The organism is Pseudoduganella albidiflava (assembly GCF_004322755.1).
Taxonomy (GTDB): domain Bacteria; phylum Pseudomonadota; class Gammaproteobacteria; order Burkholderiales; family Burkholderiaceae_D; genus Rugamonas; species Rugamonas albidiflava.
In genome coordinates, this window is the sequence record NZ_CP036401.1 from 3,946,799 (window position 1) to 3,959,840 (window position 13,042).

Sequence of the window (13,042 nt, forward strand, 5' to 3'; positions counted from 1 at the left end):
GCCCACCCCAGGTGCAAATTCTGGGGTCAGACCCGGCGGGTCTGACCCCGGCAGTTCGCCATTGGGGTACAGGCATGCGCTGGCATTTTGCCGGCAAAGCCCCCAGTGAACGACATCCTGAGCATTGCCGCTCTCCGACCTGTTGTAAAAAACCCCACAGCAAACCCGCAATTTCCGCTCCGCACAAACTGATAGCGCTATCAGCTTTCCTGGCGTCCGATAGAGGGAAATCCCGGAGCGAAAACCGCCAGCGATCGCAGAGCATCACGATTCCATGCTGCACCGCAGCACAAATAAGCGCTTTACGTGCGCCGAAAGCAGCGCGATGATAGCGCTAACTAGTCATTTAACCAATACGGAGACATCGATGACCCCAGCAAGTACCTCGCCACAACCCCTGCCTGCCCGCACTGCCCGCTGGGTCGTGATGGGGGTCTGCGGCTGTGGCAAGAGCACCGTCGGCGCGGCCCTGGCCCACCGGCTGGGTACGCCGTTCATCGAAGGCGACCGCTTCCATCCGGCCGAGAACGTGGCCAAGATGTCGGCCGGCATTCCGCTTGACGATGCCGACCGCGCCGGCTGGCTGCAGGCGCTGGCCGACGAGATCCGCAAGGCGCGCGAGCACGACGCGGGGCTGGTGGTGTCCTGCTCGGCGCTGAAACGGCGCTACCGCGACCTGCTGCGGCAGGCCGACCCCGGGCTGCGCTTCGCCCACCTGCACGGGCCGCGCGAACTGGTCGCCGATCGCCTCGGCAGGCGCGCCGACCACTACATGCCACCGGCGCTGCTGGACAGCCAGCTGCGCGACCTGGAACCGCTGCAGGACGATGAGGGAGGCCTGCGCCTCGACATCGCGCTGGCGCCTTCCCTGCTGGTGGAACGCATCATCGACCAAGGCTGAACGGACGGAACAGGTTTCACATCACAGTCGTCGCAAGCGAGCGTGTCGCGCCCTCCGTCCGGGGCAGCGCACCGATCATCAAAAGAATGGAGACAGACATGCGTACACCTACCCAAAGGACCCTGATCAACCTGGCCGTCATCGGCGCCTGCGCACTGCTGGCGGCACCGGGCCATGCGCGGCAGGCCACCGGCGCCGCCGATACAGCGGCCAACCCCGCCAGCCCCGCCACTCCCGCATCCCCTGCAGGCGAGGCGGCTGCGGCCACGCCCGAGCCGGCACAGGAAGGCACCGCTGCCGCGCAGCAGGACGCCGCGCCGGCCACCGCGGCACAAACCTCCGGCCAGAGCACGGCGCCAGGTGCCGAGCAAGGAGGCCCCCCGGCCGGCACGCCGACCCAGGTGGTGCAGGTGTCCGGCACCCGTATCGCCGCGCGCGGCTTCTCGCAGCCCACGCCGACCACCAGCCTGTCCACGGCGGACCTGGAGCGGGCGGCCAAGCCCAACCTGTTCAACACGCTGGCCGAACTGCCCGCCCTGCAGGGCAGCACTGGCCGCACCACCAGCACCAACAGCACCAGCAGCGGCATCCAGGGCCTGTCGTCCCTGAGCCTGCGCGGCCTGGGCACGATCCGGACGCTGACCCTGCTCGACGGCCAGCGCGTGGTCGGCGCCAACGTCACCGGCGTGACCGATGTCTCGCAGTTCCCGCAGCTGCTGGTCAAGCGCGTGGACGTGGTGACGGGCGGTGCCTCCGCGTCGTACGGTTCGGACGCGATCGGCGGTGCCGTCAACTTCATCACCGACAAGAAGTTCAAGGGCTTCAAGTTCAACGTCGAGGGCGGCCAGACGAAATACCACGACGATGAACACGGCACGCTGCAGGCCGCGTGGGGCAAGAGCTTCATCGACGACCGCCTGCACGTCACGCTGTCCGGCGAATTCATGAAGGAAAACGGCATCGATTCGCCGGGCTTCGGCGAAGTCGGGCCGAACGGGCGCACGTGGTTCCAGAACTCGGCCTACCAGATCCGCCCGCTGGCCCAGACCACCGATGGCCGCCCGCAGTACACGGTGATCCACCACGCGCAGCAGTACCAGTACGCGAAGTACGGCCTGATCACCAACGGCCCGCTGCAGGGCACCGCGTTCGGCGAAGGCGGCGCGCCCTACCGCTTCCAGTACGGTTCGGGCGGCGTGCCGACCGGTACCGGCGCCGTGACCAATTGCGTCAACCCGTTCTGCATCGGCGGCGACCTGTCCGGCAGCGTGGGCGCCGGTACCAACCTGGCGATGGACCTGAAGCGCAAGGTGGCGTACACGCGCGTTTCCTGGGACCTCGATGCGGACAACGAGATCTACTTCACGGCCAACTGGGCGCAGGTCAAGTCACACTTCTCGCCCAATCCCGGCGCGGCCAAGAACGCCAACCTGACGATCCAGTGCGACAACCCGTTCGTGCCCGCATCGATCCAGGCCGCCTGCGCCGCGAACAACATCACCAGTTTCCAGTACGGCACGGCGAACGCCAACTTCCCGGCCAACATCAACGTGCACCCGACCCGTACCCAGCGCCGCTTCGTGGTCGGCGCGGACGGCAAGGTGCCGCTGTTCGGCAAGGAATGGTCGTACGACGCCTACGTGACGCGCGGCGAAAACACCACCACCATCAACGTCCACGACATCACGCTGAACGCGCGCTACAACGCGGCGATCGACGCCGTGCGCCTGCCGAACGGCAGCATCGCCTGCCGCAACCCGGTGGCCGCGGCATCCGGCTGCGTGCCGGTCAACATCATCGGCAACAACCCGATCTCGCCGGGCGCATGGGCCTACATCGCGCCGCTGAACGGCCCGCGCCAGCACACCACGCAAAGCCAGGACGTGGCCAGCCTGAACATGAACGGCGAGGCCTTCGAGGGCTGGGCCGGGCCGGTGCTGATGGCGTTCGGCGCCGAGTACCGCCGCGAGAAGTACCAGGTGCGCGGCGATCCGTATGGCGCCGGTGTCGACGACCTGTCGCCGAGCAGCGCGCGGTACCCGGCCGACCCGATCCTGAACAGTACCGTCGGCAACAACTGGTATGCGGGCAATTACCACAACGGCGACGGCAGCTACAGCGTGCGCGAAGCGTACCTGGAACTGAACATGCCACTGCTGAAATCGGACCGCTGGGGCGAGATCAACCTGAACCTGGCCGACCGCCCGATGAAGTACAGCACGGCGGGCAGCGTGAATACCTGGAAGGCCGGCGCCACCTGGCAGACCCCGGTCGATGGCCTGAGGCTGCGCGCCGTCACGTCGAAGGACGTGCGCGCGCCCAACCTCTCGGAGCTGTTCGCGGCGCCGGTGGTCATCAACAACGTGGTGCAGTACCAGGGCGACACGATCTCCGTACAGCAGCGCACCGTGGGCAACACCAACCTGCGGCCGGAAGTGGCGCGCAACAGCTCGTTCGGCATCATCCTGTCGCAACCGTCGTGGGCGCCCGGCTTCTCGGCGTCGGTGGACTACTTCGACATCAAGGTGACGGACGTGATCTCGGCACTGACCGCGCAGCAGGAAGTGGACCTGTGCGTGGCCGGCAACCAGGAAATCTGCGGCGCGCTGGTGCTGAACAGCCCGGGCAACAACTCGGTCACGCTGCAGAACTTCAACCTGGCGTCGCTGGAAACCAAGGGCGTGGACGTGGAAGCGGCCTACCGCACCAGCCTCGCGAAGCTGAACCTGCCGGGCCGCTTCACGGTGCGGGCCCTGGCCACGCGCACGCTGAACTTCATCACCAACACCGGCGTGGTCGGCACCATCCCGGCCGAGGGCGCGGGCGTCAACCTGGGCGGCACGCCGAAGTGGAAGCTGCTGGCGCAGCAGACCTGGGAAAACGACAAGATGAGCTTCACGCTCAGCGAGCGCTGGTTCTCCGATGGCGTGTACAACAACGAGTTCATCGAATGCCAGACCAACTGCCCGACCTCGACGATCATCCATCCGACCATCTTCGACAACAAGATGAAGGGAGCGACCTACGTCGACTTCGGCGGCAGCTACAACTTCACCAAGCAGCTGCAGGCGTACTTCAAGATCGACAACCTGGCCGACCGCGATCCGGAACCGGCGCCGCAGGCCAACGCCAGCTTCGCGATCAACCCCACGCTGTATGACGTGGTCGGCCGCACCTACCGCATCGGCCTGCGCGGCACGTACTGACGGGTACCGTCACAGTGTTGAACCTGCTCTCCGTGCTGTTCGCGGTCGGCCTGCTGACGGTGCTGATCGCCTGGGGCAAGGTGCAGCCGCTGCTGGCCTTCGTTGTGGCGGCCCTCACCGCCGCCCTGCTGCTGGGCGTGCCGCCGGCGCGCATCCCGGCGATGATCGAAAAGGGCATCGGCGACCTGCTCGGCTCCCTGGTGGTGATCATCTGCCTGGGCGCCGTGTTCGGCAAGCTGATTGCCGACAGCGGCGCCGCGCGGCGCATCGCCACCTGCCTGATCGGGTCGCTGGGGCCGCGCCGGCTGCCGGTGGCGCTGACGATCACCGGTTTCGTGGTCGGCATCCCGCTGTACTACAACGTCGGTTTCGTGCTGCTGGTGCCGCTGATCTTCTCGCTGGTCTACCAGTCGGGCCGGCCGGCGGTGGCGCTGGCGATCCCGGTGCTGGCGGGCCTGTCGATCGCGCATGGTTTCCTGCCGCCGCATCCTTCGCCGGTGGCGCTGGTGGCGGCGGTGCACGCGGACATGGGCACCACGCTGCTGTATGGATTGATCGTGGCGATTCCCACGCTGATCCTGTCCGGCCCCGTGTTCGCCACCACGCTGAAGCACATCCGCGGCGAACCGGCGCAGATCTTTCGCAGCGCCGAGGTGCCGGACAGCGAGCTGCCGGGCGTCTTCAACAGCTTCGCCACGGCGCTGCTGCCGGTGGTGCTGCTGGGCGCGACGACGCTGCTGACGATGGCGCAGCCGGCGCTGGCGCCGGCACTGGCGGTGCTGTCGAACCCGCTGATCGTGATGCTGCTGTCGTATGCCGTCGCCATCGTCACGCTGGGACTGGCGCGCGGCTGGAACCTGGCGCGCGTGATGCAGGGGCCGGCCGAGGCGATGCGGGAGATTGCCCCGATCCTGCTGATCATCGCCGGTGCCGGTGCGCTCAAGCAGGTGCTGGTGGAGACCGGCGTGGGCGCGCAGCTGGGCGCCCTGCTGGCCGATACGCCGGTGCCGCCGCTGGTGCTGGGCTGGCTGGTGGCCACGCTGATCCGCATCTGCCTCGGCTCCGCCACGGTGGCGGGCGTGACGGCGGCCGGCATCGTCGAACCGCTGGTGCAGAGCACCGGCGTGGACCCGAACCTGATGGTCCTTGCCGTCGGCGCCGGCAGCCTGATGTGCAGCCACGTGAACGATTCCGGCTTCTGGATGTTCAAGGAATATTTCGGGCTGTCGCTGCGCGATACCTTCCGCTCGTGGACGCTGATGGAAACGCTGGTCGGCACCTTCGGGCTGCTGTTCGTGCTGCTGCTGTCGGCGGCCATTGGCTAAGCGGGATCGCATGATTAACCCAACGGCAGAGGCTGGGGTCTGACCCGCCGGGTCAGACCCCTGGGTTTGCTCTGGGGGGAAAGCACGCGGTTAGGCCCACTGGCCAGGTTTTGACTGAATACACAACAACAGGAGACAGGCATTGAACACCCAGCTCTTACAGGCCGCCACCCTGGCCGCCACCCTGGCGGTATCGGCGGCGCAGGCGGCTTCCACTTCCGCTTACCAGACCATGCCCGAGGATGGGCGTGCCGTCATCGCCAAGGCCAAGGGCGACGGCACCACGGATGACACCGCGGCGATCCAGGCGGCGCTCGACAAGGCGTCCAACGATGAGCAGGGCGGCGTGGTCTTCCTGCCGTCCGGGCGCTACCGGCTGACGCGCACGCTGACGATCCCGCTGGCGGTGCGCTTGTATGGCGTGGGTCCCACCCGCCCGGTCTTCGTGCTGGCACCGAAGACGCCCGGCTTCCAGAAGGGCGTGGCGAACATGGTGATCTTCACGGGTGGCGACCAGTACCGGGTCGGCAAGGTGCCGATGCCGGTGCCGAGCGCGGTGCCGTTCGATCCGAAGAACAAGCCGGTGCGCGACGCCAACTCGTCGACCTTCTATTCGGCGCTGTCGAACGTGGACTTCGAGATCGGCGACGGCAACCCGGCCGCCGCGGCGGTGCGCATGCACACGGCGCAGCACTCGAACCTGTCGCACATCGACTTCCACATCGGTTCCGGCCTGGCCGGCGTCTACCACGTCGGCAACGTCGCCTACAACCTGCGCTTCTACGGCGGCCGCTACGGCATCCTGGCCGAGAAGACCTCGCCGGCATGGCAGTTCACGCTGCTCGATTCCACCTTCGAAGGCCAGCGCGACGCGGCGATCCGCGAGCACGAGGCCGGCCTGACGATGGTCAACGTCGACATCCGCAACACGCCGGTCGGCGTCGAGATCGACCGCGGCTATGGCGACTGGCTGTGGGGCAAGGACGTGCGCTTCGAGAACGTGTCGAAGGCCGCGCTCATCGTCAGCAACGAAAACAACGTCTACACGCAGGTGGGCTTTGAAAACGCCATTGCCCGCAACGTGCCCGTGTTCGCCCGCTTCCGCGACAGCGGCAAGGCGCTGGACGGCAAGGGCCGCGACTACCGGGTCGACGAATTCAACTACGGGCTGACGCTGGACAAGCTGGGCGAACCGGGCAAGTTCGCGACCAACTACAAGACGTCGACGCTGCCCGCCGCCGCCCCGGCGCGCAACCGGGCACTGCGCCTGCTGCCACCGTCGAAGGAATGGGTCAACGTGAAGACCCTGGGCGCCGCCGGCAACGGCACCACCGACGATACCGCGGCGCTCCAGAAAGCCATCGACACGCACCGCGTGGTGTACCTGCCGCTGGGCTTCTACGTTGTCAACGACACGATCCGCCTGAAGCCGGACACCGTGCTGGTGGGCCTGCACCCGGGCCTGACGCAGCTGCTGATCCCGAACGGCTCGCCGAAGTACCAGGGCGTCGATGCGCCCAGGGCGCTGCTGGAAAGCGCGCGCGGCGGCGACGCCATCGTGTCCGGCATCGGCCTGGCGACGGGCGAAGTGAACCCGCGCGCCGTGGCGCTGCTGTGGCGCGCCGGCGAACAGTCGCTGGTCGACGACGTGCGCATCCAGGGTGGCCACGGCACCCGCCTGTACGACGGCAGCCGCGCCGATCCATACAAGAAGGATGCCAGGTTCGACACCACGGCCCACTGGGATCGCCAGTATCCCAGCGTGTGGGTGACCGACGGTGGCGGCGGCACGTTCTCCGGCATCTGGTCCCCCAGCGGCTACGCGCAGTCCGGCTTCCATGTGTCCAACACGAAGACGCCGGGCCATGTGTACGAACTGTCGGCCGAGCACCATGTGCGCGCCGAGATCGTGCTCGATGGCGTGGAAAACTGGGAATTCCTCGCGCCGCAGACCGAGGAGGAAGTACGCGACGGCATGGATGCCGTGTCGCTGGAAATCCGCAATTCGAAGAATATCCTGTTCGCCAACTACCACGGCTACCGCGTGACGCGGTCGCTGAAGCCCATGCCGGCCGCGGTGACGATCGCCAATTCGTCCGACATCCGCTTCCGCAACGTGCACGTGAATGGCGAGAGCGGGTTTTCCACCTGCGACGACAACGGCTGCACGACGTACCTGCGCGCTTCCAAATACCCGTACGAGAACGCCATCCGCGACGTGACGAACCGGCTCGAGGTGCGCGAGCGCGAATTCGCCGTGTTCAACTACACGGGCCGCCAAAAGGATGCGCCGCCGGCGCAGGGCAAGGTCGAGAAGCTGGAAACGGGCTTCTGGTCGATCGCCGGCGCGGCCGTCGATGCGGCGGGCAAGCTGTATTTCGTCGACCGCCACTGGCGCCGCATCCACGCCTACAGCCCGGAACGGGGCCTGGAAGTGGTGCGCGACGCCCCGCTCGATCCGGTCAACCTGGCGATCGACGCCAGCGGCAACGTGATCGTGCAATCGTCGTTCGGCCCGCAGGCATCCGTCTATGCGTTCAAGCCGGGAACGCCGGGTACCGAGGTCACGATGCTCAAGCCGACGCCGGTGAAGGTTGGCGCCGATGCAGGGTCGAAGGCCCGCGTGGCGGTGCCCGTCAATTTCTGGCAGAACGGCGAATTCCGCGACCAGCTGAATCCAGAGACGTACGAGTTCACCACGCTGGCCGAGATGTTCGCGCGCGACGTGGCCATCCCGAAGGCGCAGGAGTACGTGTCGCCGGACGGTTCGCTGGCCCTGCCGGCCTATCGCGTGCTGCGCCAGGGTCCGCCGGACCACCTGGGCTGGCGCTGGTCGGATGCGCTGAACACGCATGGCTTCGTCAGCGGGCGGATCGGTGAACGGGTAGTGTTCACGAACGGCTCCGAGAACCGCACGTTCAGCGGCGTGGTGGGCGCCGGCGGCGCGCTGACGGACCTGAAGCAGGTGGCCGACCGCGGCGGCGAGAGCGCGGCGGTGGATACGGCCGGCAACGTGTATGTGGCGAACGGCCAGGTCTTCATCTACGGGAAGGATGGCAAACAGACCGGCCGCATCGACGTGCCGGAACGCCCGCTGCAGCTGATCTTCGGCGGCCCGGACAAACGCACGCTGTACATCCTCACGCACCACAGCCTGTACTCGACGCGGATCTGAGCCATGCGACTGAAGCGCTTCCCTGCCCTCCTGCTGGCCTTCGCGTGCACCGGCGCGCTGGCCCAGCAGGGCTCTTTCCCCTTGTGGCCGAACGGCGCACCGGGCGCCGAACAACGCCGCGGCGAACCGGAAACCGTGAAGGATGGCGTCTACTTCAGCAACGTGCACAACCCGTCGCTGACGGTGCTGCGCGCCGATCCGCGCCATGCCAACGGCGCGGCCGTCATCGTGGTGCCCGGCGGCGGGCATCGCATGCTGGTGTTCCAGAACGAAGGCGTGGCCGCAGCGAAGAACCTGAACCGCGCCGGCGTCACCGCGTTCGTGCTGAAGTACCGGCTGGCGCGCGACGGCGATTCCGGCTACACGATCGAAGGCGACGGCGCGGCCGACCTGCGGCGCGCCGTGCGCTGGGTGCGCACGCATGCGGCCGAGTACGGCGTCGATCCGGCCCGCGTCGGCGTGATGGGTTTTTCGGCGGGCGGCGAACTGGTTTCGCTGGTGGCCGACAATCCGGAACCGCCCGGCTTCGTGGCGCGCGACGCCGTCGACCGTGCCAGCGCCCGGCCGGATTTCCAGGTGCTGGTCTACCCTGGCCCGCTGGGCGTGCCGGCGAAGGCCGTCAAGGGCGCCCCGCCGGCCTTCCTGGTGGCCGGCTCGCGCGACACCTGCTGCATGCCGCCGACCATCGCGCTGTACCAGCAACTGGTGGCGGCCGGCGTCTCCGCCGAGCTGCACCTGTATGCCGATACCGACCACGCCTTCAACGTCGGCCAGCGCGGCGAGCGCATCTCGCTGCAGCACTGGCCCGACCGGCTGTCCGACTGGCTGGCCGATGGCGGCTGGCTGGTCCCACGTGGCGGCCGGGCGCCGGAAGGCGTGCCGGCGCCGTGAGTTACATACCGAATCCACCCTTGAAGGTTTTTTCATGAAATCCGTATTGACGACCATTGCCGCCGCCTGCACGCTGCTCGCCGCCGGCGCCAGCCACGCCGACAGCCAGTTCAAGCTGCTGGTGCTGGCGATGCCCGGCAAGTACCACTACGAGTACATCCCGATCGCCCGCGACAGCCTCGAACGGCTGGCGAAGCTGCATTCGTTCGAGTTCACGTACACCAACAAGCCCGCCGTGTTCGACGGCGACCTGAAACTGTATGGCGCGGTGATGTTCCTGAACACCCCGGGCGAGGAACTGAACCCGGCGCAGCGCGCCAACTTCGAGGCCTACATGCGCGGCGGCGGCAACGCGGTCGTGGTGCACCGCGCGGCGATCACGCCGCCGAACGGGTGGGTGTGGTACGAAAAGCTGGTAGGCCGCAGCGTGGGGCCCCATCCGATGCTGCAGACCGGTGTCGTCACCGTCGTCGACAAGGCTTTCCCGGCCACCTTCGGGCTGCCCGACCGGTGGATCTGGAGCGACGAGTTCTACGTGACCACCAATCCCTACAACGTGAAGATCAACACGGTGCTGGGCGTGGACGAAAGCAGCTACGACCCGACCAAGATCTGGCCCGGCCAGTCCGTCCAGGGCATGGGCAAGGACCATCCCATCGCGTGGCACCACCAGGTGGAAAAGGGCCGCGTGTTCGTCACCACACTGGGGCACAACGGCGAGATGTACCGGGATCCGCAATACCTGGGGCACCTGATGGGCGGGATCTACTGGGCGGTCACGGGCAAGGGGCAGGCGGCGGGCCGGTAAGCGGATATATGCCGGGAAGGCGGATGACGCTGGTGTCGGACACCCTCGGGGTGTCGGACACTGGTTTCACTAACTATCCGACACTATCTGCGCGCGAAAACGGTGTCCGACACCAAGAGACCGGATAGCGCATGCATTTACCCCAACAGCGAACGGCTGGGGTCAGACCCGCCGGGTCTGACCCCGGAACTTGCACTCGGGGTACGCTTATCCGAGCGGCCTTGGTGTCCGTCCCCATTTTCCGGGCAACTTTCGCTTACGGCAGCATAATTTTCCGCTAGTTAATCGTTTTTGCTACTATCTGACGCTTGGACAAACCTTTTACCCGAGCGCGCGATCCGATGCCACAACTGCACCCCTGCCCCGATGACGACGGCAATCCCGTCGTCATCCGCATGCCTTCCACGCCGACCGCGCTCGCCGCATGGCAGGAAAGCGCCCGCCTCGCCACGGTGATCCCCGGCGGCGCCCTGCCGGATGCCATCAACGGCATTCCCCTTGCGCCGTGGAGCACGGTACCGGACAGCCCGGCGGGATGGGCGGCGCTGGCCGACCGGGCGCTGCTGGAGGAGCCACCGTTCGTGCTCCCGGCCGGCATGTCTGCCGCGGCCGGCGCGGTGATCGTGGAGGACGACGGGCGCGTATGGCTGGTCGCCCCGTCGAACCGCTTCGGCGGCTACAGCGCCACCTTCCCGAAAGGACGCACCGATTCCGGCGCCACCCTCCATTGCACGGCGATCCGCGAAACCTTCGAGGAAGCGGGCCTGCAGGTCCAGCTGGTCGCCTTCCTTGCCGACTGCCGCCGCACGCTGACCTATACGCGCTACTACATCGCCCGCCGTATCGGTGGCACCCCTGCCGCCATGGGCTGGGAAACCCAGGCCGTGCACCTCGTCCCCATCGCGCAGCTGGACCGCGTGGCGACGCACCACAACGACTTCCCGGTGATCAAGGCGGCGCGCGAGTGGATCGAGGCGCACCTGCGCTGAAGGCAAGCCAGGATGAACCGCTTGCTACGCAGCCATTCCCTTCATAAATCGCGAATTCCATGACATCATCCTGCCCGTTCTGCACCTTGCCTTCTGAACGTATCGTCGCGTCGTGCCGGCACGGGCTTGTGATCCGCGACGGTTTTGCCATTTCGCCCGGCCATACGCTGGTGATCCCCCGCCGCCACATCGGCTCGTTCTTCGAACTCGAGCCAGACGAGCGTGCCGCACTATTCGTCCTGCTCGACGAACAGAAACGCCAGCTGGACAAGGAACTTCATCCCGATGCCTACAATATCGGCGTGAATGATGGCGCTGCAGCGGGCCAGACAGTACCCCACCTGCATATTCACCTAATACCGCGCTACCGCGGCGACCTGACTGATCCGCGCGGAGGTGTGCGCTGGATCATTCCCGACAAGGCCGATTATTGGAGCGTCCGATGAGTGTTGGGCGGCCGCCATCGCCGGAGGAGCAGATCGCGTTCCTGCGCTCGCTGCAACGTCTGCTGAACGACGGCGACTTCACTTCGACCTATAAGTATGCGCTGCTGATGGCATTGGCAGAACTTTCGGTCGAGCTGGGTGACGACTCGGGCGCACCGCTTGACGTCCCATTGCGCAAGATCGCCGAGAAGTTCGCTCTGTATTACTGGCCCCAGTCGGCACCCTTTACCGCAACCGGTATACCCGGCGAAACCGTGATCCTGTCGCAGAACTTGGGCAAGCAGGCGGCGATTGTCGGCCACCTAGTCGAGCTTCGCGTGGTGGCGCCTACTTGGTCGCTCGCGCGGCAGCACCCGCAGTGGCAGCGGACCATCACACTCATTGCCCGGACCGTTCGCGACATGCCGGTGAAATACCTGCAGAACGTCGATAAAACCGTGAATCCATTCCTTTTCGAGCCATTCAAAGGCGGGGGTTCGGTTCGCCTGCATTCCGGCGTGGCCTGCAATCTGCGCAGCTACCAGGGCTTCGTCCAGCAACTGGTACGTGCCGGCTGGCTCAATCACGTGCGCGGCAATGGACGCAATGCCCCCGCACTCGGCCGTGCGACCGACCTCGAGGTCTTCATGTTCGGCACGCGGCGTGCCGCCCTCGGCTCCCTTGTTCTCCCGCTTTCCACGATCCAGGACGGGAAATGCTTCTTCTGCAGCGGGCGCTGCGGCGCCGACAGCGCCGTTGATCATTTCATTCCCTGGTCCCGCTATCCCCGCGACAATGCGCTGAACTTTGTGCTGGCGCATGCGAGCTGCAACAACGACAAGCGGGATTTGCTGGCTGCCCCTGCGCACCTCGAACGCTGGCTGGAGCGCAATGAGCGTTTCGGCGCAGGCCTGCGCGAAGAAGCGCAAACCGCCGGCTTCCTGACCGACGACGAGCTGGCCACACCTATCGCCCGATGGGCGTATACGCAGGCACTAAGAATGAAATCCAGCGCGTGGGTGCGCCGCGGCGTCATCGAACCAATGGATCCTTCCGTCATTGCACTGTTTCCTGGCGATCTGTCCGAGATTGCTGAAGTCGATGACGAGATCGGCTTGCTCATTTTTCATAACCCCGTCCCGGACACGATCGACTAGAACTCATTTGCGTTCACTGCAGAATTGCCATACCGCGACATTCTTCGGAATTTCATCACGACGTGCTTAGATCGGTCCGACCGGTGTGCAGGTGACGATCACCAAGCACGCTGGATCAAGGTTGCCGGGAATCGAGCCACCTATTCGGGCACGCGGGCACCCTCC

Annotated in this window: 9 protein-coding genes; all 9 read left to right on the plus strand. The window is 66.4% G+C overall.

Going from position 1 to position 13,042, the window contains the following annotated elements; genetic code table 11:
• Positions 1-367 precede the first annotated feature (367 nt).
• The 9 genes from EYF70_RS16270 (at position 368) to EYF70_RS16310 (ending at position 12,877) form a co-directional block, all read left to right on the plus strand.
• On the plus strand, positions 368-901 hold the full coding sequence (locus EYF70_RS16270; RefSeq protein ID WP_229420413.1) for a gluconokinase: 534 nt from the start codon (positions 368-370) through the stop codon (positions 899-901).
• Positions 902-999: 98 nt separating this feature from the next.
• Positions 1,000-4,107 carry a TonB-dependent receptor plug domain-containing protein gene (locus EYF70_RS16275; RefSeq protein ID WP_131146347.1) on the plus strand — a complete coding sequence of 1,036 codons (3,108 nt, stop codon included), beginning with the start codon at positions 1,000-1,002 and terminating at the stop codon, positions 4,105-4,107.
• A gap of 14 nt (positions 4,108-4,121) precedes the next feature.
• Positions 4,122-5,432: a gluconate:H+ symporter gene (locus tag EYF70_RS16280; RefSeq protein WP_229420414.1), complete on the plus strand. Its 1,311-nt coding sequence runs from the start codon at positions 4,122-4,124 to the stop codon at positions 5,430-5,432.
• A 142-nt stretch (positions 5,433-5,574) separates the two neighbouring features.
• Entirely contained in the window at positions 5,575-8,607 is a 3,033-nt protein-coding gene (locus tag EYF70_RS16285; RefSeq protein ID WP_131146348.1) for a glycosyl hydrolase family 28-related protein, read from the plus strand.
• Between the two features lie 3 nt (positions 8,608-8,610).
• Complete coding sequence (locus EYF70_RS16290; RefSeq protein WP_131146349.1) at positions 8,611-9,498, plus strand: alpha/beta hydrolase; 888 nt, start codon at positions 8,611-8,613, stop codon at positions 9,496-9,498.
• Between the two features lie 34 nt (positions 9,499-9,532).
• Entirely contained in the window at positions 9,533-10,306 is a 774-nt protein-coding gene (locus EYF70_RS16295) for a ThuA domain-containing protein (protein ID WP_131146350.1), read from the plus strand.
• A gap of 341 nt (positions 10,307-10,647) precedes the next feature.
• Positions 10,648-11,295 carry an NUDIX domain-containing protein gene (locus EYF70_RS16300; protein ID WP_131146351.1) on the plus strand — a complete coding sequence of 216 codons (648 nt, stop codon included), beginning with the start codon at positions 10,648-10,650 and terminating at the stop codon, positions 11,293-11,295.
• Between the two features lie 59 nt (positions 11,296-11,354).
• Positions 11,355-11,741 (plus strand): HIT family protein, encoded by a 387-nt coding sequence (locus EYF70_RS16305; protein ID WP_131146352.1) that lies wholly within the window; start codon positions 11,355-11,357, stop codon positions 11,739-11,741.
• A complete protein-coding gene (locus EYF70_RS16310; protein ID WP_131146353.1) occupies positions 11,738-12,877 on the plus strand; it encodes an HNH endonuclease in 1,140 nt (379 codons plus the stop codon). The genes EYF70_RS16305 and EYF70_RS16310 overlap by 4 nt, the downstream gene beginning before the upstream one ends.
• Positions 12,878-13,042: the final 165 nt, after the last annotated feature.